Annotated in this window: 21 protein-coding genes; 11 read left to right on the top strand and 10 right to left on the bottom strand. The window is 57.9% G+C overall.

The genetic code is table 11. The annotated features are described in order from the left end of the window. Nucleotides 1–179 precede the first annotated feature (179 nt). Together M8010_RS01800 and prlC are read right to left on the bottom strand one after the other, a co-directional pair. Nucleotides 180–434, bottom strand: a complete 255-nt coding sequence (locus tag M8010_RS01800; RefSeq protein WP_027830297.1) for a YheV family putative zinc ribbon protein — start codon at nt 432–434, stop codon at nt 180–182. Nucleotides 435–510: 76 nt separating this feature from the next. Further along, nucleotides 511–2,556: an oligopeptidase A gene (gene prlC / locus M8010_RS01805; RefSeq protein WP_250087309.1), complete on the bottom strand. Its 2,046-nt coding sequence runs from the start codon at nt 2,554–2,556 to the stop codon at nt 511–513. A 207-nt stretch (nt 2,557–2,763) separates the two neighbouring features. Here prlC and M8010_RS01810 point away from each other — a divergent pair, with 207 nt between their 5' ends. From M8010_RS01810 to M8010_RS01830, 5 genes are all read left to right on the top strand, one after another. Then, nucleotides 2,764–3,300, top strand: coding sequence for a gamma carbonic anhydrase family protein (locus M8010_RS01810; RefSeq protein ID WP_250087319.1), 537 nt, complete (start codon nt 2,764–2,766; stop codon nt 3,298–3,300). A gap of 76 nt (nt 3,301–3,376) precedes the next feature. Next, a complete protein-coding gene (locus tag M8010_RS01815) occupies nt 3,377–3,634 on the top strand; it encodes a hypothetical protein (RefSeq protein WP_250087329.1) in 258 nt (85 codons plus the stop codon). Next, entirely contained in the window at nt 3,624–5,828 is a 2,205-nt protein-coding gene (gene mdoH / locus M8010_RS01820) for a glucans biosynthesis glucosyltransferase MdoH (protein WP_250087331.1), read from the top strand. The genes M8010_RS01815 and mdoH overlap by 11 nt, the downstream gene beginning before the upstream one ends. Further along, nucleotides 5,734–7,341, top strand: a complete 1,608-nt coding sequence (locus tag M8010_RS01825) for an alkaline phosphatase family protein (protein WP_250087333.1) — start codon at nt 5,734–5,736, stop codon at nt 7,339–7,341. The genes mdoH and M8010_RS01825 overlap by 95 nt, the downstream gene beginning before the upstream one ends. Before the next feature lie 131 nt (nt 7,342–7,472). Next, complete coding sequence (locus M8010_RS01830; RefSeq protein WP_250087336.1) at nt 7,473–7,928, top strand: Hsp20/alpha crystallin family protein; 456 nt, start codon at nt 7,473–7,475, stop codon at nt 7,926–7,928. Between the two features lie 31 nt (nt 7,929–7,959). On the opposite strand, the gene M8010_RS01835 is transcribed toward M8010_RS01830, so the two are convergent. From M8010_RS01835 to M8010_RS01870, 8 genes are all read right to left on the bottom strand, one after another. Further along, nucleotides 7,960–8,277, bottom strand: a complete 318-nt coding sequence (locus M8010_RS01835) for a PA4642 family protein (RefSeq protein ID WP_250087342.1) — start codon at nt 8,275–8,277, stop codon at nt 7,960–7,962. 136 nt (nt 8,278–8,413) lie between these two features. After that, the gene (locus M8010_RS01840; RefSeq protein ID WP_250087344.1) at nt 8,414–9,247 is read right to left on the bottom strand and encodes a flagellar motor protein MotB; all 834 of its coding nucleotides are present in this window, start codon (nt 9,245–9,247) and stop codon (nt 8,414–8,416) included. Between the two features lie 3 nt (nt 9,248–9,250). After that, entirely contained in the window at nt 9,251–10,024 is a 774-nt protein-coding gene (locus M8010_RS01845) for a motility protein A (RefSeq protein WP_250087353.1), read from the bottom strand. Between the two features lie 73 nt (nt 10,025–10,097). After that, the gene (gene aroE / locus M8010_RS01850) at nt 10,098–10,925 is read right to left on the bottom strand and encodes a shikimate dehydrogenase (protein ID WP_250087356.1); all 828 of its coding nucleotides are present in this window, start codon (nt 10,923–10,925) and stop codon (nt 10,098–10,100) included. Then, nucleotides 10,918–11,844: an oxygen-dependent coproporphyrinogen oxidase gene (hemF, locus tag M8010_RS01855; protein ID WP_250087357.1), complete on the bottom strand. Its 927-nt coding sequence runs from the start codon at nt 11,842–11,844 to the stop codon at nt 10,918–10,920. The genes aroE and hemF overlap by 8 nt, the downstream gene beginning before the upstream one ends. 8 nt (nt 11,845–11,852) lie before the next feature. Beyond that, nucleotides 11,853–12,428, bottom strand: a complete 576-nt coding sequence (gene tsaC / locus M8010_RS01860) for an L-threonylcarbamoyladenylate synthase type 1 TsaC (RefSeq protein WP_250090088.1) — start codon at nt 12,426–12,428, stop codon at nt 11,853–11,855. Between the two features lie 25 nt (nt 12,429–12,453). Then, nucleotides 12,454–13,629, bottom strand: coding sequence for a DNA-processing protein DprA (dprA, locus tag M8010_RS01865; protein WP_250087359.1), 1,176 nt, complete (start codon nt 13,627–13,629; stop codon nt 12,454–12,456). Nucleotides 13,630–13,777: 148 nt separating this feature from the next. Next, nucleotides 13,778–14,794: a LysM peptidoglycan-binding domain-containing protein gene (locus tag M8010_RS01870; RefSeq protein WP_250087361.1), complete on the bottom strand. Its 1,017-nt coding sequence runs from the start codon at nt 14,792–14,794 to the stop codon at nt 13,778–13,780. A gap of 374 nt (nt 14,795–15,168) precedes the next feature. Between M8010_RS01870 and def the strand changes: the two genes are divergently transcribed. The 6 genes from def (at nt 15,169) to glyS (ending at nt 22,619) form a co-directional block, all read left to right on the top strand. Beyond that, nucleotides 15,169–15,672 carry a peptide deformylase gene (gene def, locus M8010_RS01875; protein ID WP_250087363.1) on the top strand — a complete coding sequence of 168 codons (504 nt, stop codon included), beginning with the start codon at nt 15,169–15,171 and terminating at the stop codon, nt 15,670–15,672. A 78-nt stretch (nt 15,673–15,750) separates the two neighbouring features. Beyond that, nucleotides 15,751–16,686: a methionyl-tRNA formyltransferase gene (gene fmt / locus M8010_RS01880; protein ID WP_250087365.1), complete on the top strand. Its 936-nt coding sequence runs from the start codon at nt 15,751–15,753 to the stop codon at nt 16,684–16,686. Then, nucleotides 16,687–17,988: a 16S rRNA (cytosine(967)-C(5))-methyltransferase RsmB gene (gene rsmB / locus M8010_RS01885; RefSeq protein WP_250087367.1), complete on the top strand. Its 1,302-nt coding sequence runs from the start codon at nt 16,687–16,689 to the stop codon at nt 17,986–17,988. Then, nucleotides 17,985–19,388 carry a Trk system potassium transporter TrkA gene (trkA, locus tag M8010_RS01890; protein ID WP_250087369.1) on the top strand — a complete coding sequence of 468 codons (1,404 nt, stop codon included), beginning with the start codon at nt 17,985–17,987 and terminating at the stop codon, nt 19,386–19,388. The genes rsmB and trkA overlap by 4 nt, the downstream gene beginning before the upstream one ends. Nucleotides 19,389–19,542: 154 nt before the next feature. Then, nucleotides 19,543–20,535 (top strand): glycine--tRNA ligase subunit alpha, encoded by a 993-nt coding sequence (gene glyQ, locus M8010_RS01895; RefSeq protein WP_250090089.1) that lies wholly within the window; start codon nt 19,543–19,545, stop codon nt 20,533–20,535. A gap of 2 nt (nt 20,536–20,537) precedes the next feature. Then, nucleotides 20,538–22,619, top strand: a complete 2,082-nt coding sequence (gene glyS / locus M8010_RS01900; protein WP_250087371.1) for a glycine--tRNA ligase subunit beta — start codon at nt 20,538–20,540, stop codon at nt 22,617–22,619. Nucleotides 22,620–22,666: the final 47 nt, after the last annotated feature.

Genomic DNA, 22,666 nt, shown 5'->3' on the forward strand with positions numbered 1-22,666 from the left:
TTGTCCCTGAAAGCGATACCTTTGTGGTTCAAACCGGAGGGTGTTGGGGTGCTTTCTGCCGGGAAAAAGGTGTCTGAGCGCAGCGAGATCTTTTTCCCAGAAGAAAGCACCACGACGCCCTCCAGGCCCCCACAAATCAGCAGGCTACAAAAGGAAGACAAACTCCAAAAGCCTAAGCCTCACTCGTCCTCGCCAGACTTGAAGAATACCACCTGTTTGACCGTATGGTCGTCCTTATTGCTACGTTTATTCACCCGGGTTTGAAGCTCAGGGTTGGCAGGGGGCTCCGGGGTATCGGACACCGCATCGGTGAAGCCGCAAGCCACGCATTCGCGGACCTGGTCATCGTCGTCGGTGGTGTACATCATGATTTTGTCCATCTCCGCGCAGCGGGGGCAGACGGCGCCGGCGATGAAGCGTTTGGGGGTTGGCATGGTAATACTCCACCTGAAAAGTGAGCTGTCGGATTACGCCCTGAAGCTTAATCCGACAAGCAGGTTTCACGTTACATCACGCAGCATCTTCCGTTATACCGCTTTGTTTCAACAGCGCATCCACCTCCGGCTCGCGGCCGCGGAAGGCCTTGAATAACTCCATCGGCTCCTGGGAACCGCCTTTTTCAAGGATGTTCTGCAGGAACGCCTTGCCGGTTTCCGGGTCGAAAATGCCACGCTCTTCAAACAGTGAAAACGCATCCGCCGCCAGCACTTCGGCCCATTTGTAGCTGTAATAGCCAGCGGCGTATCCGCCTGAAAAGATGTGGGAGAAACTGTTGGGGAAACGGTTGAACGCTGGTGCTTCCACCACGGCAATTTCGCTTCGTACTTTGCGGTGCATATCCAACGGGTTCGTAGGTGCACTATCCGTAAATTCCGCGTGCAGGCGGAAGTCGAACAGGGAGAATTCCAGCTGTCGCACCATGGCCATACCGGACTGGAAGTTCTTGGCCGCCAGCATTTTTTGCAACAGATCCTCCGGCAACGGCTCGCCCGTTTCATGGTGCGCGGCAATCAGGGCCAGGGAGTCCGGGTTCCAGCACCAGTTTTCCAGGAACTGGCTTGGCAGCTCCACAGCGTCCCAGGCCACGCCGTTGATGCCGGATACGTCCAGCACGTCCACTTGCGTCAGCATATGGTGCAGGCCATGGCCGAATTCGTGGAACAGGGTGGTCACTTCGTCGTGGGTCAGCAACGACGGCTTGCCGTTGACCGGCGGTGTGAAGTTACAGGTCAGGAAAGCCACGGGTAGCTGCAGCTGGCCGCGCAGGTTGCGCCAGCGTACCCGGCAGTCGGCCATCCATGCCCCGCCGCGTTTGCCCTGGCGGGCAAACAGGTCGAGGTAGAACCAGGCCAGCGGCTCACCATTACGGCTGATGCAGTAGGCAGTGGCGTCCGCGTGCCAGGTTTCCACCTCGGGTTTGGCCTCAATCTGCACATCGAAGAGTTTCTCGGCAACCGCAAACAGTCCGGGCACTACTTTGTCTACCGGGAACCAGGGGCGGAGGGTTTCCGGGGAGATATCGTAGCGGTCGTGGCGAAGCTTTTCGCTGTAGTAACCAATATCCCAGGCCTGCAGGTCGTCGACGCCATGGGTGTCTTTGGCAAACGCCTTCAGATCGGCAAATTCCCGCTCGGCCATGGGCTTGGACTTCGCCGCGAGCTGATTCAGGAAGTCCAGCACCTCGTCGGTGCTCCGCGCCATTTTGGTGGCCAGGGAGCGCTCGGCGTAATTGTTGAAGCCTAGCAGTTTTGCCATGGCGTGACGGCGCTTGAGTATTTCCGCCATCACTGGTGTGTTGTCCCAGGTACCTGCATCCGGGCCCATATCTGACGCCCGGGTCACGAACGCTTCGTAGACTTCACGGCGCAGGTCGCGATTGTCACAGTACGTCAATACCGGATAGAAACTGGGGAAATCCAGCGTAATAACATAGCCGTCCAGGTCCTTCTGTTGCGCTGCCTGTTTTGCGCCATCCAGCGCGGATTCCGGGACACCCGCCAGATCTTCCACGTCGGTGATGTGCTTGAACCAGTGCTGGGTAGCATCCAGAACATTGTCGCTGAAGCGGTTTGTCAGCTCCGACAGCTCCATGGACAGGTCCGCGTACTGCTTTTTCTTCTCTGGCGGCAAATCGACACCACCGAGATGGAAGTCTCTCAGGGTATTTTCCACCGACTTGCGCTGGGCTTCACTCAGTTCCTTGAACTCGTCGCTTGCTGCCAGTTTCTTGTAGGCGTTGCATAGCTCAGCGTTCTGGCTCAGTTCAGTGCTGTACTCGGTAAGCTTTTCCAGGCAGTTTTTATAAACCTTACGCAGATCATCGTTGTTCATCACACCGTTGAGATGAGAAATCACCGACCATGCCCGTTCCAAACGGTCCTCGGTCGCCTGCATCGGCTGCGCCAGGGTTTCCCAGGTGGGCTCGTCCTGCTGTGCCAGCTGGGAGATTTTCATGCGGTTTTCACTGAGAATCTGGTCAATTGCCGGTTCCATGTGTTCAGTGCGAACATGGTCGAACCTTGGCAACAGGTCGTCGGTCAGTAACGGATTATTCATAAGTCGCCTTCTCAGCTTCGGGTGTCTAAAGTAATTTGAGATAACTCCGGTGCTCGGGGAGTCTCTGGGGGAGGCCTTTCCAAAACTGTGCGGAGCCATGGATGGCGGAGCTCAAGCGTCACAGGGATGTGCTTGAGCGTGTTTTGGAAAGGCCTCCCCCAGAGACTCCTTCTCCACAAGCTTCAATCCACTCAATGAGTATATGTAATGTCGAATGTACGAACACACAAGGGTAACACGCCACAATTTGGAGAACGCGCCTGGGTTGATCCCAGTGCCGTGGTAATCGGAGATGTCGTCACAGGTGATGACGTGTCGATCTGGCCGATGACCGTGGTGCGCGGTGACATGCACAAAATCCGTATTGGTGACCGTTGTAGCGTTCAGGACGGATCCGTTCTGCACATCACTCATGCCAGTGATTTCAACCCGGGCGGTTATCCGCTTACGATTGGCGATGATGTCACCATTGGCCATAAAGCACTACTGCATGGTTGCACCGTGGGCAACCGGGTTCTTGTAGGCATGGGCTGCATCATTATGGATGGCGCCGTGGTGGAAGACGAGGTGATTGTGGCGGCCGGTTGTCTGGTACCGCCGGGCAAAACGCTGGAATCCGGCTATCTTTACGTGGGGTCGCCCTGCCGTCAGGCACGGGCGCTGACGGACGAAGAGAAAACCTTTTTTCGCTACACCGCCAGTAACTACGTGAAGCTCAAGGATGGATACCTGAACGAGGTTTAATCCGGCTCGCTAATCTGAAACAGCCAGTGCCAGCGTATTTGCTTCTGTTGTTCAACTTATGATCAGAGGCATCGTTATGAAAGCACCACTGCATCAACCACTGTTTGAACGAGTCAGCGCGTATTTGGTGGCCTGCGGCATCGCACCTTCACCAGAGCTTCGCAGGCAGGCCAGGGCGCTGGTTTCGGCTGTAGCGTCAGAGGGCAGAGGGAATGACGTTGGACGCGCCCTGGAACTGGCGCCAGCCTACGTGGATATCCCGTCCTCCGATGTTCCCCGCTCAGCACCCAGGGTTGAGCGGGGCAGCATTGGCTACTGGCCAAATGCCCGATAACCAGCGCAGCAAAGACAAGGATCCGGCCGCCGGACGGGATTCAGAAGTTATCGCTTGGCGGCCGGCAGCTTGGTGTCGACGCTCACTGTTGGCAGTTCTGGTTCTCGGCCAGACGGCGGCAGCTGTTGTTGCCCTGACATGGCTCGTGCCGAATGAAAGCGGATCCTTTTTCAACACTTTGCTGATAAGCCTTTTTGCCATTCTTCATGGCTGGATCGCCATCGGTTGTTGGACCGCTATTTTCGGTTTTGTGATCCGGCGAATGGGAGGGGACAAGTACAGCCTCGCTAGACGCCACACGGAGATATCCCTCACAGAAACTGCTCTTGCGCCTACCGCCGTCGTCATTCCCATTTGCAACGAGCCGGTGGAGCGGACACTGTCAGGGCTGCGGGCTGTTTACCGGGAGCTTGAACGTCAGGGGCGATTGCAGCACTTTGATTTCTATATTCTGTCCGATACCCGGGACCCGGAGATCTGGCTGGCGGAGCAGGCAGCATGGCAGGCCCTGGCTCGGGAGATGAAAGCGGGCGAACGGCTTTTCTACCGCCGGCGCACCGTCAATCTGAACTATAAAAGCGGCAATATTGCAGACTTCCTGCGCCGATGGGGCCGTCGATATCGCTATATGGTTGTGTTGGATGCCGATAGCCTGCTGGGGGGTGAAACCCTGAGCAGGCTGGTCCGGCTGATGGAACTTGAGCCCGGCGTAGGCATCATCCAGACCAGCCCTACCGTGATTCGTGCGCAAACCCCGTTTGCCCGTCTGCGACAGTTTGCCAGTCGCGTTTATTCGCCTCTGTTCGCTACCGGCCTGGCGGCGATCCAGATGGGCGATGCCGCCTATTGGGGTCACAACGCTATTATTCGCGTAGACGCATTCATGACTCACTGCGGACTGCGTAAGCTCACCGGGCCCGGTGTTTTCCGGGGTCCTGTCATCAGCCATGATTTTGTAGAGGCTGCCTTCATGGGCAGGGCGGGCTACGAAGTATGGCTGGAGCCTTCACTACAGCAGAGTCACGAGGAGTCGCCCCCGACCCTGGAGGATGAGCTGATCCGTGACCACCGCTGGGCAAGGGGCAACCTGCAGCATCTGTGGATACTGATGACCACGCCTGATCTTCGCTTTGCCCATCGCATGGCCTTCGTAAACGGCATCATGTCCTACCTGGCATCGCCGTTTTGGCTGCTATTCGTGTTATTGACCATGGTGACAGCCAGCCAGACAGGACAATCTCAGACCATGACACCGCCGGCATTGGGAGGGGCCCCACAACTGGCTCTCGGACTTGGTCTGAGTACTCTGAGTCTGCTGTTTCTGCCGCGAATTCTTGCAGTTGCCGACATTCTGGCCACTCGACAAGGCAAACTGTTTGGCGGCAATCCAAGGCTTACCGTCAGTGTACTGCTGGAAACCATCATTTCCTTGCTGCTGGCGCCGGTGAAAATGCTTGCCCATAGCCGTTCGGTATTCTGTGCCCTGATCAATCTACCCGTGCAATGGGCGGGGCAGAATCGCCAGGGAGAGACCGGATGGAGACGAGCGCTCAATGAGCACCGGACCGGTATTGCACTGGCGCTGTGCTTGTGCGGCATCGCTGTCTGGACCGGCTCACTGACGCTGCTACTGTGGTCACTTCCTGTGGTGCTGCCGTTGCTGTTGGCTGTGCCAACGTCGGTCATGCTCGGCAGGCAGTCCTCAGGGCTTGCCTTTGATGATGCGGATTTGTTGATAACTCCGGAGAGCCGCAAGCCCCCGCAAATGATTCACGAAGCCAGCATCGGTGCACCGCTGTTACCGGAGGGCCTTGGCCTGTCAAACGTCCAGCAGGCTATTCTGTCGCCCGCCATGAACTCGCTACACAGACAGCTGGCCAGAGTCCGGCCCGAAAACAAGGGAACGACAGAGCTTCTCCGGCATTGCATCGAGCATGGTCCTGAACAACTGGAACACCGGCAAGTCAGCCTGCTGTGCAGGGACCGCAATGCACTCGTGAGTCTTCATAACGCTGCCTGGCAGGCTGGTCGCGATACCTATTGGGGACGCAGAATTACCTCATTGGGCACTTACACCCGGTTATCCATCGGAGAAGGATGTGAAACGACTGATTGCCACCACACTGCTGCTCAACGCCCTGTTCGTGGCGCTGCTGCTTCCCCGTTATCCCTGGATACCGTGGATTGCGGCTGATGCGCTGCTGCTGACTGGCCTGTTTGCAGTATGGCCGGGCGGGAGAAGCAAGCAGATACTGGCCGGGGCCATCGGTGCCCTTTACGCGATACTGGCCTTCTTTGCCCTCAGCGATGTGCTGGTCCGGCAGAGCATCGGGCGGCCATTCAATCTCTATCTGGAGCTGGGCGTTGCCGGTTCGGTGTTCGACCTGATGGAGAGCAACCTCGGACTTGGCCTTTCGCTTCTGGTCGTCCTGATGCTGACCGTCTTTTTTGTCGGCCTGGGTAGCTATGTTGCCAGGCTGTTGTCACGGCTTGGCGCGGGGATGTCGGGCAAAGCGGGCGGGTTGCTGGCAGTAGTCGGAACGATTACCGTGGCCGCATCCTGGCTACCTCAGTCTATAGCCGGATTGAGCGCCTCCCGGCTCGCAGCAACACAGATTCAGCTGGCGGCAGATACCCACCAGTCAACATTGGCGTTCCGGCAACGTCTTGAAGACAACCCCGGTGCCGCTCAGATCACACCCCTGTCCGGACTGGCCAAAACCGATGTCATTCTGGGTTTTATCGAATCCTATGGCATTTCAGCAGTGACGGATCCCCGTTACCAGCCAGTCATTGGTGCTCGCCTGGACCAGATGGGACAAAAACTGAATGAGGCCGGCCTGCACATCGTGACGGGTCGACTGCGTTCACCGGTTCAGGGCGGCCAGTCCTGGCTGGCACACACCACACTCCTCAGCGGCCAATGGATAAACACCCAACTGGACTATGAGATTTTCCTGGCCAGCGACTTCCCTACACTGATTGACGACCTGGACACCACCGGCCACGACACGGTAGCGGTCATGCCAGCCATTACCGAAGCCTGGCCTGAAGGCCAGGCTTTTGGTTACAACCGGATCTACGAGTCCTCCACCATGGATTACCGTGGCCCCGCTCTTAACTGGGTGACCATGCCGGACCAGTACACCTGGTCCTGGTTTCAGCGCCAGATCCGGGACCGGGCCACGACACCGCTGTTTGCCGAACTTGCGCTGATAAGCAGCCATGCTCCCTGGGTGCCTGTACTGCCGGTGCTGGAGGACTGGGACAGCATTGGCGACGGTGAGACGTTCAACCAATGGAAAAATAGCGGCGAAACGCCGGCGAGCCTGTGGCGAGATCCGGAACGGGTGCGGGAGCATTACGCCCTTGCTCTTGACTACGCCCTGAACGTCGCCGCTGAATACGCAACCCGTCATGTCGACAACCAGACTCTGCTGATACTGCTGGGCGACCATCAGGCAGCGCCACTGATCACTGGTGAGGATTCCAGCCGCGATGTGATTGTACATATCATCAGTGCCGATCCGGAGCTGCTTACACCCTTTGTCGCCAATGATCGACTGTCCGGGTTCAGTTGGGGTGCACAACCCTGGAAAAACCAGAAAGGACCTTCCATGGCCCAATTCCGGCCTTTCCTGCAACAACATTTTGGTGCGCCCCTCGATGCCATTGAAATATCTGATACCGGGGGTATTGAAAAATGAAAAGGCGATCCTACATTCAGAAATAGCAGACGTTCACGGAAAACCATCCGGCTGGCGCCACCGGTATGGAGCTGTTCCGCGATTGAATCTGACATCAACGTGTTATTTCAATCTCGTAGGAGGAGTTTCGTATGGCTAACATAACCCGCTGGAATCCGGTCAATGAATTCGATGACCTGATGAACCGTTACAACCGACTGTTTGGCCTGACCCGCAATAACGGTGAAAGAGAAGGTAAAGACCTGTTCAGCCGCAGCGACTGGGCCCCGGCTGTGGATATCAAGGAAACCCCGGAAGCTTTCAACATCGAAGCTGAACTGCCTGGCATGTCGAAGGACGATGTGAAAGTCACGGTGCATGACGGTGTGCTGACCATTCAGGGTGAGCGCAAACACGAGGAAGAAACCAACGACAAAAAGCACCACCGCATCGAGCGGGTCTACGGCAGCTTCCTGCGTCGGTTCACTCTGCCCGAAAATGTGGACGAAAACAGCATCAGGGCCAGCTTCAAGGACGGGATTCTGTCACTGACCCTGACAAAAGCCGAGCCGGCCGAACCCAAGGCCATTGAGGTGGATGTCCAGTAACCGACAGAACAGCCTGTAGCAGGGCCGGGGCTTAGTTCCCGGCCTCTGCCGTTGTTTTCGCTCCGGCTTTTTTGAGTATTTCTGCGTAAGCAATGCTGCGACGGTGCCGTGATACCAGGTCGAGGAATGTCTCACCGTTCTCATCCAAAGCGTTAATATCCCTCCCAGCTTCCACAAAGAACCCGACAAAGCGCTCGAAATCTTCAGCAATCATGGCCTGGTATGCCTTGATCAGGGCATTGAAGTCAGCATTGATATTGCTGTCGTAGGGAGCAATCGCCAGAAAACTCTTTACTCGCTCATCGCTCCATTCCTCACCAATGACTTTTGGCTTGTCTGGTCCGCTCATAATTTCTCTGGCCCTTTTGTATCAACAGATTGAATCAGCAAATGTGTTCATTCGGGGCTGCACAGTATAAAGATCTGAACGCTGAGGAGTTAGTTGAATTGACTATGAGAGGCTGCCCAGCAGGCATAAGGCGCTGTTACGGCATGATTTCTACCGGCAACTGATTAGTATCAATGCTGTCATTGCATTCCGGGTTCCGGATAGCAATTTCCACACGCCGGTTTTTTGCCCGGTTTTCCTCACTGTCGTTTGGTGCCAGGGGATTGGTTTCCGCCCGGCCAGCAGCCACGACCCGTTCTGCCGGTACCTTCCGGTTCAGCACCAGCTCATGAACCACCGAAACCGCCCGCGCTGCAGACAGGTCCCAGTTGGAGCGATAGCGGCTGCTGGATATGGGGCGATCATCGGTATAGCCGGCTACCAGTACGTCGCCGGTGCAACCCGACAGAACATCCACCACCCGTTCAATGATGGGTATCATTTCCGGCTTGATGGCTGCTTCACCGGAACGGAAAGTCGCCTCTTCGGAAAAACGGATGACCACCTGGTTTTCGTCATAAGTAACATTCAATGCTTCTGACGCCACCTCCGCCTCCAATTCCTCAATCATGCGGCTGGCCAGCTCAATGATCCCGGCAGAAATCTTCGTGGGCGCGTCTCTCTCAGCACGCTCATCAATAAATTCCGGTTCACTGGCGGTGGTGTCGGTTGGTTCCGGCAGGGATACGGTATCCGACTCAATCAGGGTCAGGGGAGACCCGCCCACGTCATCCGCGAGCACCTGGTTACTTCCGAAGGCCACGGCCATGGAATTGGCCATGGCGCGATACTTTTCAACATCCATTTCCGCAAAGGATAACAATAGGATAAAAAACGTCAGCAGCAGTGTGGCCAGATCCGCAAAGGTCACTATCCAGGCCGGAGAGCCGCGGCCGTGTTTTTTCCTTTTTACTGGCTGGCGAACAAGCAAAACCTAGGCCTCCCGCTCCGGCGCCAGGTTGGTGCGCTGATCCGGAGTCACGAAGGAAGACAGCAACTCAGTCATTACCCGCGGGTTTTCTCCACGCATGATGTTGCGCATCGAGGTGGTAATCAGCACCTGATTGCGGGCCTCGTCCTCTGCCTTGAGTTGGAGCTTGTCCGCCAGGGGAAGGGCGATCAGTTGGGCGATAAAGGCACCGTAAAGCGTCGTCAGCAGAGCAATGGCCATGGCCGGGCCAATGGAGGAGGGATCATCCAGGGTATTGAGCATCTGTACCAGGCCCACCAGGGTACCCAGCATACCGATGGCAGGTGCCGATTCACCGATACCACGAAACACCCGCTCGGCGACATCATAGCGCTCTGCTGACTGTTGGGTTTCCTGGGCCAACGCCTCCTCGACCAACTCCGGCGGGTGCCCGTCCACACAAAGGTTGATGGCCTTGCGAAGGAACTCGTTACCGGTGTCATGGTTCTCCAGGCCCAGGATACCTTCCTTGCGCACCACCAGTGCCAGCGTGCCTACCTCCCGGATCAGATCTGCAGGGCGTTCCACTCGCTCGGTAAAGGCGGCGGCAAACGCCAACCGGAATGCACCCATGACCGAGGGAAGGCGAAACTTGATCAGGGTAACGGCAAAAGTGCCACCCAGCACGATTGCCAGTCCGGGAAGGTTTAAAAAGGTAAGAATCGACGCATTGGCCAGCATGGCGAAAACAACGATCAGAACGCCTGCCACCAGACCCACAAGGGTTAGAATATCCATCAGAGACCTTTTGTCAGCGACCTTTGGGAATCTTGTACACCTGCTGAGCATAGTCCATGCGTCATACCTGGGCTCAGTCGTTTCGCAGCTCGTCGATCACCGGCTGTGTTTTCGGGCTGAACCCTCGCCATATCCGGAACGACTCCGCTGCCTGCTCCACCAGCATGCCCAGGCCATCAAACACCCGCGTGGCTCCCTGGTCCAGCGCCCACTGATTGAACGTAGTGGTCTGCAGAGAATACATCATGTCGTAAATTACGGTCTCGACACCGATCACATCTGCAGAAACCGGTGGCAGGTCGCCCTGCAGGCTGGCGCTGGTGCCATTTATGATGAGATCGAAGGGCTCTGCTGGCTGCTCGAACCCGCACGCATCAAACCGGGTCTGTCCGGAAACGGGCTTGAACAACTTGACCAGACCCTCGGCTTTCGCAACGGTGCGATTGGCGATTGTCAGCGCGTCCGGATGTTCCGCCAATATCGGCCCCAATACGCCACGAACGGCGCCACCCGCGCCAAGAACCAGAATACGCTTGCCCGTCAGGCTGATGCCATGATTAACCGTCAGGTCTGTCACCAGCCCCTTGCCATCCGTGTTATCGGCGGTCAGTAGGCCTTTACTGTCCTGATACAGGGTGTTGGACGCCCCCGCCAGTTCCGCGCGTTCTGTGCGACGATCCGCCAGCTTCCAGGCCTGCTCCTTGAACGGTACGGTGACATTCAATCCCTGGCCACCGCGCTGAAAGAAGCCTGTTACGGTACCGGCAAAATCGTCTTCCGGGGCCTGGATGGCGGTGTATTCCAGTTTTTCGCCCGTCTGGCTGGCAAACAGACTGTGGATACGGGGGGATTTGCTATGGCTGATGGGGTTGCCCACCACGGCATACAGATCGTTATTCATTGGCAGTCTCCAGCCAGTCCAGCCCGGTGAGAAAATGCTCGGTCAGCCGTGCCTCTTCCGAACCCGGCTCCGGCGTATAACTGTACTCCCAACGTACCAGCGGGGGTAAGGACATCAAGATGGATTCGGTACGCCCGCCGGACTGCAGACCAAACAATGTGCCGCGATCGTACACCAGGTTGAACTCTACGTAGCGCCCACGGCGATAGAGCTGGAACTCCCGCTCACGATCACCCCAGGGCATGCCCTTGCGGCGCTGGACAATAGGTTCATAGGCCTCGATGAAACTGTCGCCTACGGATTGCATCAGGGCAAAGTCACGGTCGAAGTCACCGGTATTGTGATCGTCAAAAAACAGTCCACCAATTCCACGGGGTTCATCCCGGTGTTTGAGGTAGAAGTAGTCGTCACACCAGTGCTTGTATTGATGGTACATCTGCCCACCGAAGGGATCACAGGCCGCCTTCGCCACCCGGTGCCAGTGCACGCAGTCATCATCGAAACCATAGTAGGGAGTAAGGTCATAACCACCACCGAACCAGTACACCGGCTCGGCATTTTCCGGTGTCGCCATGAAAAACCGCACATTGGCGTGAGAGGTGGGCACGTAGGGGTTGTGGGGATGCAACACCAGTGATACTCCCATGGCCTGCCAGGGGGCGCCTGCCAGGTGGGGGCGGTGCGCGGTGGCTGAGGCAGGCATGGTTTCACCCATCACATGGGAGAAATTAACCCCGCCCTTTTCAAACACGGCTCCGTCCGTGATCACCCGGCTGATACCGCCTCCACCTTCCGGCCGGTCCCAGGCATCGGTTTCGAATTTACCCTTGCCGTCAACTGCGGCCAGCCGTTGGCAAATCTGCTCCTGCAGTCCCAGAAGGTACTGTTTGACGGCATTGCTGTCAGGTTGCTTTGCCATGAGAGCTCCTAGCGCAGTTGTTTTCCACTGACGATATCGATAATACGGCTGGGTTGGCGATTATTACCCAGCTTTCCCGGCACCAGCCAGTCCAGTTGCCCCTCAAAGTATCGGCGCACCTGCCAGGACGTTCTCGCCGGCGGACGCCCCGCGGGGTTGCAGGACGTGGAGACCAGGGGAAAACCCGCAGTCTCGCACAATGCGCGCACGATGGGGTGATCACTGACACGCACGGCGATGGAGCTGTGGCGCCCCCTCACCTGATCCGGAATCTGCTTGTCGACATCCGGTAACAGGCAGGTCACCGGGCCTGGCCAGTTGGCCATGGCTTTTTCCTGCAGCTCTTGTGGCAACGGATCCAGCAGGAACCTTATCTGATCCACGGAGGCGGCCACAAGAATCACGCCTTTCTCGACCGGGCGCTGCTTCAGTTCAAGAATTCGCTCTACCGCGTCCGGGTCCCAGGGGTCGCAGCCCAGGCCCCAGACAGCTTCGGTAGGATAGGCAATGACGCCACCATCGAATAAGGTGCGGCGGGCACAATGAAGGTGCCAGTCAGACAAAGGTTGCTGTGGTTTTTTCATGGAATCGTCAGGCCACTGGAGCAGTTCAGGCAATCCGCTGGAAACCTCCGGGAGCAGAATCCACCAGCCCCTGGAGCTCCAGAAGCAACAGCGACTGCATCAACTGGTCAGCGGGAAGGCCTGTCACTGAACATAAATCATCGGTTGATTGCGGATCATACCCTAAAGCCTCCAGAACCGCGATTTCCCGGGAGTCCAGCCCTGCCATTGCCTGCTCGCCCGGTGTCTTTTCCTGTTCGCTGGATGCCCCGTCCTGATCCTGATTGCTCCACCAGGCGCCCAGTTCCTCACAGATATCATCCACGGTTTCCACCAACTTGGCGCCCTGCCGAATCAGGTCATGGCACCCGCGGGCCAGGGGATTATGCACGGAACCGGGAATGGCAAAGACCTCGCGCCCCTGTTCCAGCGCCAGGCGAGCGGTGATCAGGGAGCCGCTTTTCAGCCCCGCTTCCACCACCAGGATACCCCGGCTGAGACCACTGATAATCCGGTTTCGCCTGGGAAAATGACCTGCTTTGGCAGAGGTGCCCGGTGGGTATTCAGACACCATGACACCTTCAGTGGCAATGCGTTCGCTCAGCGTGCGGTGACGATAAGGGTAGGGCTGGTCTACGCCATTGCCAATCACTGCCACCGTCGGAAAGCCGGCATCCAGCGCCCCTGCGTGGGCGGCGCCATCCACACCGAGGGCCATCCCACTGGTCACCAGCAGACCTTTTCGGCCCAGCGCTGCGGCGAATGAGCGCGCGTGTTCGAGCCCCGCGCGGGTGGCGTTGCGGCTACCAACGATACCTATCTGTTCCCGCCCAAGAAGAGTGCGGTTGCCACGCAGATAAAGTACCAGTGGCGGGTCCTGGATGTGCCTCAGTGGTTCGGGGTAGTCCGCGTCTGCCATGGTCAATATATCGGTGCCGGTTCTGAGGCAATCCCTGTGGATAGCGACGGTACTGGCAACGACGGGGTGGGCAGTATCCCGGCGACGCCATGCTTCCAGAGCCTCGACGGTCTCTGCGGCCAACCCGAGTGCTTTCAGTGTGGCGGCATTAGTGGTCAACAGTCCCTGGAAATCGGGATAGTGTTCGAGTATGGCCTGCTGACGGCGGGCACCGAATTTGGGGAGGCAGGAAAGCAACAACCAGAACCCGGTTGGCGACTGCAACAGGTCCAGAGTAGACGGAGAACGGTTCGTTGAGGGCATTACACATCCTTCCCTGGATCGATACTGATGACGGGACTCGCCTTCCTGGCGGCACCGATATCTGAGTATGCCATAAAAAAGGAGCCGACGATGCGACTCCTTGTTTATACTCGCTTTCACACCCGTTCAGGCATCGATATTGAGCCTGTCAGGGGTTTGTCACCTTGTCACCAACCGACAATGGGCGTGTGGCCTGCAGAATAAGGCCGTAGCTCATTTTCTCGTAAGTCTGGAACACCATCATCAGCCCTGCACGCTCGGAGGGGAGCTCGATGGTTTCATTGGTGACCGGGTCCCGCACAAGATTGCCACTCTTCAGGACCGCCATAACATTACCCGGCTTCAGACCCTCACGCTCGCCGCGATTAATCGCAACCACGTCGAACTGGCCAATCTGGTTGACACCACCGTCGACAGAAATCATCTCCGCCTCAATATCACTGTCCGGTGAACTGGGCACGAAGCTGGTGGTGATGCGACGTTCCTCGCTCACCAGCAGACGGTCACCAATGCGAACCTCCTCGCTGGACTGTTTCAGACGAAGGGTAAGAACGTCACTGTTTTCCGCGATAACTTCACCACGGGCGATACTGCGGGCTTCAAGGCCAAGGAATTCACCGGTTTCCGGATCGCGGAACTCCTTGCTGCGGCGAAAAACGCCCAGATTATCCGCCGGCTTTTCACCACGGGCATAGATGCGGTCACCAGCACCAGTGATAATGCGGCCGTCTTCGCCTTCCAGCACGTAAGGCGCGCCACTAAGCTCGTCAACATTCACAATGCGGGTATCGGTAAGGAAACTGCTGATTGCGTCAAGCGGTATCGCCGGAATCGGCGTGTCGATTGCTTCGGAGCGCACCTTCGGTGACAACTTCACCACGCGATCATTGGATACCTTGGTTACACGCGGCTCACCGTCGATGTAGACCAATGCCAGTTCGTCGCCGGGGTAAATCAGGTGCGGGTTCTGAACCTGTGGATTGACATGCCAGATTTCCGGCCAATACCAGGGATTGTTCAGAAAGCGTGCGGAAATATCCCACAGGGTGTCACCCTTCACGACCGTGTAACGCTCGGGATGGTCGGACCTCAGATCCGGGGCCGCCTGGGCCCAGGAAGTTAGCAGCAACATGCTTGCTGCCAGAGCGTACAGCAGTTTCCTCATTGTTTATGTCCTTGATCGCGTGCCTTGAATCGCTAGATTCTGTTCTTGGTATACAGCCGGTACTCTGCCTTTTATACCACTACTATAGAAGATGTCTCGCAAATTGTGATGTTATCTTTTGTTCTTCCAGTAAATTCTACGTAACGGTCGAAAGCTTTTAACTATCAGCTGATCAGTTTGTACTCAATGAGCGAGTTGAGGGATAATAGCGCTATAAATGGCGACAACCCGTTGAAACCGGCTCTTTCATCCCGATCATAATAGCCACGGGATAGTAAAATGCGCAGTACGCTGTCGCATTTCGGAGACAGTATTCACACCGTTACAAAACATAACGGTAGAAACCAGATTCAGAAACCAAAAGTACGAGCGCTATGATACTAGATATTCTCGAATACCCGGACCCCCGCTTGCGCACCATCGCCAAACCCGTGGACAAGGTAACTGACGAGACCCGCAAGCTGATCGACGACATGTTCGAGACCATGTACGATGCGCCCGGCATTGGCCTTGCGGCCACCCAGGTGAACGTACATAAACAGATCATTGTGATGGATCTGTCCGAAGACAAAAGCGAACCACGGGTTTTCATCAACCCGGAAGTGGACGTACTGGAAGGCGAGCTGGAAGACATGCAGGAAGGCTGCCTCTCCGTGCCAGGCTTTTATGAAGACGTTTCGCGAATTGAGCACTGCATGATCCGGGCAACCGACCGGAACGGTAACCCGTTTGAAATCGAAGCTCGCGGCCTGCTTGCGGTATGTATCCAGCATGAGATGGATCATCTCAATGGCAAGCTGTTTGTGGACTACCTGAGCTCGCTCAAACGCACCCGGATTCGCAAGAAACTGGAAAAGCTCCACAAGAAAAGTGCCTGAGACAGCTCAAGCAGAATGAACCGGGACCGGGTGCAAACCCGGTCTTTTCGTATTCAACGGACCAGGGAACAATAGCCCGTGCGAATTGTTTTTGCCGGCACCCCCGATTTTGCAGCAACCGCACTCAAGGCATTGCTGGAAACCCGCCACCAGGTGGTTGGTGTCTATTCCCAGCCCGACCGGCCCGCCGGCCGCGGTCGCAAGCTGACACCCAGCCCGGTCAAACAGGTGGCCCTGAATGCCAATATTGACGTGTTCCAGCCCGAATCCCTGAAAACAACCGAGGCCCGAGAAGAGCTGCGGGCGCTGGATGCAGATGTAATGATTGTGGCGGCCTACGGATTGATCCTGCCTCGGGAAGTGCTGGACCTCCCCCGCCACGGCTGCCTGAACATCCATGCCTCTCTGTTACCCCGCTGGCGCGGTGCCGCACCGATTCAGCGAGCCATTGCCGCCGGAGACCGTGAGACTGGCATCACCATCATGCAGATGAACGCGGGCCTCGACACCGGCGAGATGTTGCTGAAAGCCATTACACCGATCACCGAAGAGGATACCGGCGGCAGCCTTCATGACCGTCTGGCCGATATGGGCGGCGAAGCCATCGTCAAGGCACTGGAACACCTGGAAAAGGGCGAGCTCCGCGGCGAAGCACAGGACGAAGCCAGAGCCTGTTACGCCAGCAAGCTCAGCAAGGAAGAAGGCCATATAGACTGGACCCTGGACGCCCCCGCCATTGGCCGCATGATTCGTGCCTTCAACCCATGGCCAGGCACCTTCACCGATCTGGACGACCTGCGCATCCGCATTCATCAGGCCGAAATACTTGACGATACCAGTGACAAACACCCCGGTACGGTGATCCGCCGCAGCCGGAAGGGCATCGATGTTGCCTGTGGCTTGGAGTCCCTGAGGATCACCCGGTTGCAACTGGCTGGCTCGCGCCCGCAGTCAGCCGACGACCTGATCAATGGCGGCAAGGAAATACTGATGCCCGGGCAGGAGCTGCATTGAATGAATGATCGGGGCCAGCCAGTGCGGTCCGTGGCCGCCGGGGTTCTGCAAGCGGTGGAAAATGGCCAATCACTGACCCAGTGCCTGCCCCGGGCCCTGAATGAAGTTGCGGATAACGAGCGCCCGCAACTCCAGGCCCTGTGTTATGGCAGCTGCCGTTGGTTTCACCGCCTTGATGCCGAATTGCAGGCCCGCCTGAAAAAACCACTGCGTAAGCCGGACCGGATTGTGCACCACCTGTTGCTGGTGGCTCTGTTCCAGCTTCGCTTCAGCCAGCAGGCCCCCTACGCAGTACTGAACGAAACCGTGGAAGCCTGCCGCGCCCTGAACAAACCCCACCTGACCGGGCTCACGAATGGCGTACTGCGAGCAGCGGAACGGGAAGGGGAACCTGCCTGGCCTGACGACGTCGCACGCTTCAGCCACCCCCACTGGATGCTGGAAAAGCTTCGCCATAACTGGCCCCACGATTGGCAGGCCATACTGGACGCAAACAACGCCCAAGCGCCCATGACCCTGCGGGTAAATGCCCGCCGGTTCAGCCGTAACGGCTACCTTCAGCACCTGGCAGACGCCGGTATCGAAGCCGCCGCCACCCTGTTCGCACCTTATGGTATTCAGCTTGTCGCGCCCGTGCCGGTGGACCGCCTGCCCTGGTTTGCCGACGGCGCTGTCAGTGTTCAGGATGAGGCGGCCCAGCTGTGCACCACCCTGATGGATCTGGCCCCTGGCCAACGGGTGCTGGATGCCTGCGCGGCACCGGGAGGCAAAACCTGCGCTATTCTGGAAAGTTGCGCAGCGCTGGACGAAGTGGTCGCCATTGACGAGTCCACCGATCGATTACCCCGTGTGCAGGAAAATCTGGACCGGCTGGACCTCATCGCCACCCTGAAGCAGGCGGATGCAGCAGATATTGACCAATGGTGGGATCAGCGGCCGTTTGACCGCATTCTCCTGGATGTCCCCTGCAGCGCCACCGGGGTGATTCGCCGGCATCCGGACATCAAATTACTGCGCAGGGAATCAGACATTGTGCCCCTGGCCAGCATCCAACTGGGCCTTCTGGAGGCCATGTGGCAGGTGCTCGCTCCGGGAGGTCGCCTGGTGTATGCGACCTGTTCCGTGTTCCCGCAGGAAAATCACCGTATAATCCGTCGGTTCCTGAAGCAGCAAAATGATGCCGTTCTGATAGAGCCGGACGTGTTATGGGGCCGTGACATGGAAACCGGTCGCCAGCTTCTGCCTGCTGCCGAAAGCCACGATGGATTCTTTTACGCCGTGCTGGAGAAACCTGAACCATGAAAATCCTGATTCTCGGCGCCGGCCAGGTGGGTGGAACCCTGGCAGAAAATCTTGCCAACGAAGCCAATGACATCACTGTGATCGACAGCAACGGTGCGCGCCTGCGGGAGCTTCAGGATCGCCTCGATATTCGTACGGTTCAGGGCAAGGCATCGTTCCCGACGGTGCTGAGACAAGCCGGCGCAGAAGATGGCGACATGCTGATAGCCGTCACCAACAGCGACGAGGTCAACATGGTGGCCTGTCAGGTGGCGAAGCTGATGTATAAGACACCGACAACCATCTGCCGTGTCAGGGCCAATGCCTACCTGGCGAAACCAGAGCTGTTTTATCAGCGCGAGCAGAAAAAAGACCTGGACAGCCTGCGTGGCTTTCCCATCGATGTTCTGATTAGCCCGGAACACCTGGTCACCAAACACATCACGCGGCTGATCGAATACCCGGGCGCCCTGCAGGTACTGGAGTTCTCCAAAGGCCTGATCCAGCTGGTCGCCATTCGCGCCACGCAAGGCGGGCCGCTGGTGGGGCACGAGTTGTCGTATCTGCGCGCCCACATGCCCAAGATTGAAACCCGGGTAGCTGCCATATTCAGGAAAGACCGGGCTATCATGCCCAAGGGCGACACGGTGATTGAGGACGGCGACGAGGTGTTCTTTATCGCCGCCTCCGACCACATCCGCTCGGTAATGAGCGAGCTGCAGCCATTGGAAAAGGCTTACAAACGCATTTTCATCTGTGGGGGTGGCAACATTGGCCAGCGCCTGGCCCACACCCTGGAATCACGCTACCAGGTGAAGTTGCTGGAACGGGACCATGAACGCTGCGTGATGCTGTCGGAAAGTCTTCGAAAGACTGTGGTGCTGGAGGGGGATGCCGCCAACAAAGACATTCTGCTGGAAGAAAACATCGAGAATACCGATGTGTTCTGCGCCGTCACCAACGATGACGAAGCCAACATCATGGCCTCGCTACTGGCCAAACGCCTGGGCGCGCGCAAGGTACTGACCCTGATCAACAACCCCGATTACGTGGACCTGATCCAGGGCGGCGATATCGATGTGGCCATTTCGCCCCAACAAACCACTATCGGCAGCCTGCTCACGCATGTGCGCCGCGGTGACGTAGTAAACGTTCACTCACTGCGCAGAGGCGCTGCCGAGGCCATCGAGGCTATTGCCCATGGCGACCATCGTTCCTCCAAGGTAGTGGGGAAACGGCTTGATGAGATCAACCTGCCGGAAGGTACCACCATCGGCGCTATTGTTCGCCACAACGAAGTGCTCATTGCCCACGACCACCTGCGGGTGCAGCCGGACGACCACGTGGTGCTGTTCCTGGTGGACAAAACCCGGGTGAGGGATGTTGAGAAACTCTTCCAGGTGGGGCTGACCTTCTTCTAGCGCAAAATCAGACCAGTGAAGCTGACTTAGAAATACGCGATTGGCAGGCGTATAATGCCCCTTTTTTCAAGAGTGCTCCGGCCAAATGCCCGGGCGCCACACACAGACTGACCAGCAGGCAAACGTCGTGACAGACAAGGCAACTTCCGAAAATATGCCGGATATCAAAACTTTCCAGGGCCTGATCCTCGCCCTGCAGAATTTCTGGGCGCGGCACGGCTGCGTAGTACTTCAGCCACTGGACATGGAAGTAGGGGCCGGCACTTTCCACCCTGCCACCTTCCTGCGCTCCATTGGCCCGGAAACCTGGAACGCTGCCTATGTTCAGCCCAGCCGACGCCCCACTGACGGCCGTTACGGGGAAAACCCCAACCGGCTGCAGCACTATTACCAGTTCCAGGTGGTGCTGAAACCATCCCCGGACAACATCCAGGAACTGTATCTTGACTCGCTGAAGGCACTGGGTCTGGACCCGCTGGTACACGATATCCGCTTTGTGGAAGACAACTGGGAATCACCCACCCTGGGCGCCTGGGGCCTGGGCTGGGAAATCTGGCTTAACGGCATGGAAGTGACCCAGTTTACCTACTTCCAGCAGGTGGGCGGCCTGGAATGCTACCCGGTGACCGGTGAACTTACCTACGGGCTGGAGCGCATCGCCATGTACCTGCAGGGCGTGGACAGTGTCTACGACCTGGTGTGGACCGAAGGCCCGGACGGCGTGGTGACCTACGGCGACGTGTTCCACCAGCAGGAGGTGGAGATGTCCACCTACAACTTCGAACATGCAGACACCGAATTTCTGTTTCATAGCTTCGATGTTCACGAACGTGAGAGCGCGCGCCTGATCAAAGCCGGCCTGGCCCTGCCTGCCTACGAGCAGGTTCTCAAGGCCTCCCACACTTTCAACCTGCTGGACGCGCGGCATGCCATTTCGGTAACCGAGCGCCAGCGGTTCATCCTGCGGGTTCGCACCCTCGCCCGGTCTGTTGCCCAGGCCTACTTCGACAGCCGCCGCAAGCTCGGCTTCCCGCTGGCGCCCGACGCGCTGCGCAAGGAAGTCCTGGCACAAGTCGAGGCCGCCGATGCAAAAGGCAAGAAGGGTAAGAAAGCGAAAAAAGCTCAGCAGGAACAGGGGAACGCATAATCATGGCAACACAGGATTTTCTGGTCGAACTGGGCACCGAAGAACTGCCCCCAAAGGCCCTCAAGCCGCTGTCTGACGCTTTTTCCCGCGGTATTACCAGAGGCCTGGAAGAGGCCGGTATCAACTTCGGCAAGGTAGAAGCCTTTGCAGCGCCACGCCGGCTTGCCGTGCGAGTACGTGGCCTGGAAGATGCTCAGCCGGACAAGCCGGTGGAAAAACGCGGCCCGGCGGTGAAAGCCGCCTTTGACGATTCCGGTAACCCCACCCGCGCGCTGACCGGTTTTGCCACTTCCCTGGGCGTCACCCCGGACCAGCTCGACACCCTGGAAACTGACAAGGGCGCCTGGGTTGTCTATCGCACCATCGAAAAAGGCCGGCCCACCGTGGAACTGATGCCGGAACTGGTGGACCAGTCCCTGGCAGCGCTGCCCATCCCCAAGCGTATGCGCTGGGGCGCGCACCGTACCGAATTCGTGAGGCCAGTACACTGGGCCATCATGCTGTTCGGCAGCAAGGTGATTGAAACCCCGATCATGGGGCTGACACCGGGCAACAAGACCCGTGGCCACCGTTTCCACTGCCCCAAGTCGCTGATTGTTCCCAAACCCTGCGACTACGAAGTGGTGTTGCGTCAGGAAGGTTATGTCATCGCCGACTTTGCAGAGCGCCGCGAGCAGATCCGCGACGGCGTCGTGGCGATTGCCAGAAACGAAGCCGGCGGCCAGGCGGTGATTGATGAAGACCTGCTGGACGAAGTTACCGCCCTGAACGAATGGCCGGTGCCGCTGATGGGGCGCTTCGAGGACCGCTTCCTGGACGTCCCCGCCGAAGCACTGATTTCCTCCATGAAGGAACACCAGAAGTATTTCCACGTGGTCTCCGCCGACGGCAAGATGCTGCCACTGTTCATCACCGTTGCCAATCTGGAAAGCAAGGATCCGCAACAGGTGATCTCCGGTAACGAGAAGGTGATCCGCCCGCGCCTGTCCGACGCCGCTTTTTTCTACGACACGGACCGCAAGACCAGGCTGGAAGACCGAATCGACCAGCTCAAACCGATCGTTTTCCAGGACAAGCTGGGTAGCATCTACGACAAGTCCGTGCGGGTTGCCTCGCTGGCAAAGAAAATCGCCGACGCCATCGGCACCGATCCGCTGCTGGCCGAGCGCGCCGCCATGCTGGCCAAGACCGATCTGGTCACCGAAATGGTGCTGGAGTTTACCGACCTGCAAGGCATTATGGGCCGGTACTATGCTGCCAATGACGGTGAAAACGAAGACGTGGCCAGCGCCCTGAACGAACAGTACATGCCACGTTTCGCCGGCGACGACCTGCCTGCGACCCTTACTGGCTGCGCGGTGGCGATTGCCGACCGCATCGATTCCCTGGTGGGGCTGTTCGGCATCAACCAGCCACCGTCCGGCACCCGCGATCCCTTCGGCCTGCGCCGGGCGTCCCTGGGCGTACTGCGCATTATTATCGAGCGGGAGCTGCCGCTGGATCTGCAGACGCTCTGCGAGTGGGCAGAAGAAGAACACAGCAGTATCACCGAACCCAATGTCGCCGACACGGTGGTGGATTACATGCTGGAGCGCTTCCGCGCCCACTACGAAGAGCAGGGCATCAGCCCCGAAGTCTACCTGGCCGTGCACGCCCGTCGTCCCACGCGCCCGCTGGATTTCGACCGCCGGGTAAAAGCCGTGGAAGCCTTCCGTCAGCTGCCGGAGGCCCTGGCCCTGGCCGGTGCCAACAAGCGGGTGTCCAACATCCTCACCAAGCAGGGCGGTGACAGCATTGGTGAAAGCATCGACAGCGATCTGCTGCAGGACAGCGCCGAAAAAGCCCTGGCGGAAAAGATCCGCCAGCAGGCCGACAAAGTACTGCCACTATTCGAGAAGGGCGATTACGCCACAGCACTGAGCTCCCTGGCCAGCCTGCGCGAGCCGGTGGATAACTTCTTCGACGAAGTTATGGTCATGGCCGACGACGAGGCCGTGCGCAACAACCGCCTGGCCATGCTCAACCAGCTAAGGAACCTGTTCCTGCGGGTAGCCGACATCTCGGTCCTGCCCACCGCTGGCTGACAGTGAAATTTGTACGGGGGCTGGTAAAAAACCAGCCAATCCGTATA

Origin of the sequence: Marinobacter sp. ATCH36 (genome assembly GCF_023555055.1) — a bacterium.
Lineage (GTDB): Bacteria > Pseudomonadota > Gammaproteobacteria > Pseudomonadales > Oleiphilaceae > Marinobacter.

Coding starts and splice junctions, on each gene's coding strand:
- M8010_RS01800 (WP_027830297.1), bottom strand. CDS start 434: ATGCCAACCCCCAAACGCTTCATCGCCGGCGCCGTCTGCCCCCGCTGC.
- prlC (WP_250087309.1), bottom strand. CDS start 2,556: ATGAATAATCCGTTACTGACCGACGACCTGTTGCCAAGGTTCGACCAT.
- M8010_RS01810 (WP_250087319.1), top strand. CDS start 2,764: ATGTCGAATGTACGAACACACAAGGGTAACACGCCACAATTTGGAGAA.
- M8010_RS01815 (WP_250087329.1), top strand. CDS start 3,377: ATGAAAGCACCACTGCATCAACCACTGTTTGAACGAGTCAGCGCGTAT.
- mdoH (WP_250087331.1), top strand. CDS start 3,624: ATGCCCGATAACCAGCGCAGCAAAGACAAGGATCCGGCCGCCGGACGG.
- M8010_RS01830 (WP_250087336.1), top strand. CDS start 7,473: ATGGCTAACATAACCCGCTGGAATCCGGTCAATGAATTCGATGACCTG.
- M8010_RS01835 (WP_250087342.1), bottom strand. CDS start 8,277: ATGAGCGGACCAGACAAGCCAAAAGTCATTGGTGAGGAATGGAGCGAT.
- M8010_RS01845 (WP_250087353.1), bottom strand. CDS start 10,024: ATGGATATTCTAACCCTTGTGGGTCTGGTGGCAGGCGTTCTGATCGTT.
- aroE (WP_250087356.1), bottom strand. CDS start 10,925: ATGAATAACGATCTGTATGCCGTGGTGGGCAACCCCATCAGCCATAGC.
- hemF (WP_250087357.1), bottom strand. CDS start 11,844: ATGGCAAAGCAACCTGACAGCAATGCCGTCAAACAGTACCTTCTGGGA.
- tsaC (WP_250090088.1), bottom strand. CDS start 12,428: ATGAAAAAACCACAGCAACCTTTGTCTGACTGGCACCTTCATTGTGCC.
- dprA (WP_250087359.1), bottom strand. CDS start 13,629: ATGCCCTCAACGAACCGTTCTCCGTCTACTCTGGACCTGTTGCAGTCG.
- M8010_RS01870 (WP_250087361.1), bottom strand. CDS start 14,794: ATGAGGAAACTGCTGTACGCTCTGGCAGCAAGCATGTTGCTGCTAACT.
- def (WP_250087363.1), top strand. CDS start 15,169: ATGATACTAGATATTCTCGAATACCCGGACCCCCGCTTGCGCACCATC.
- rsmB (WP_250087367.1), top strand. CDS start 16,687: ATGAATGATCGGGGCCAGCCAGTGCGGTCCGTGGCCGCCGGGGTTCTG.
- trkA (WP_250087369.1), top strand. CDS start 17,985: ATGAAAATCCTGATTCTCGGCGCCGGCCAGGTGGGTGGAACCCTGGCA.
- glyQ (WP_250090089.1), top strand. CDS start 19,543: ATGCCGGATATCAAAACTTTCCAGGGCCTGATCCTCGCCCTGCAGAAT.
- glyS (WP_250087371.1), top strand. CDS start 20,538: ATGGCAACACAGGATTTTCTGGTCGAACTGGGCACCGAAGAACTGCCC.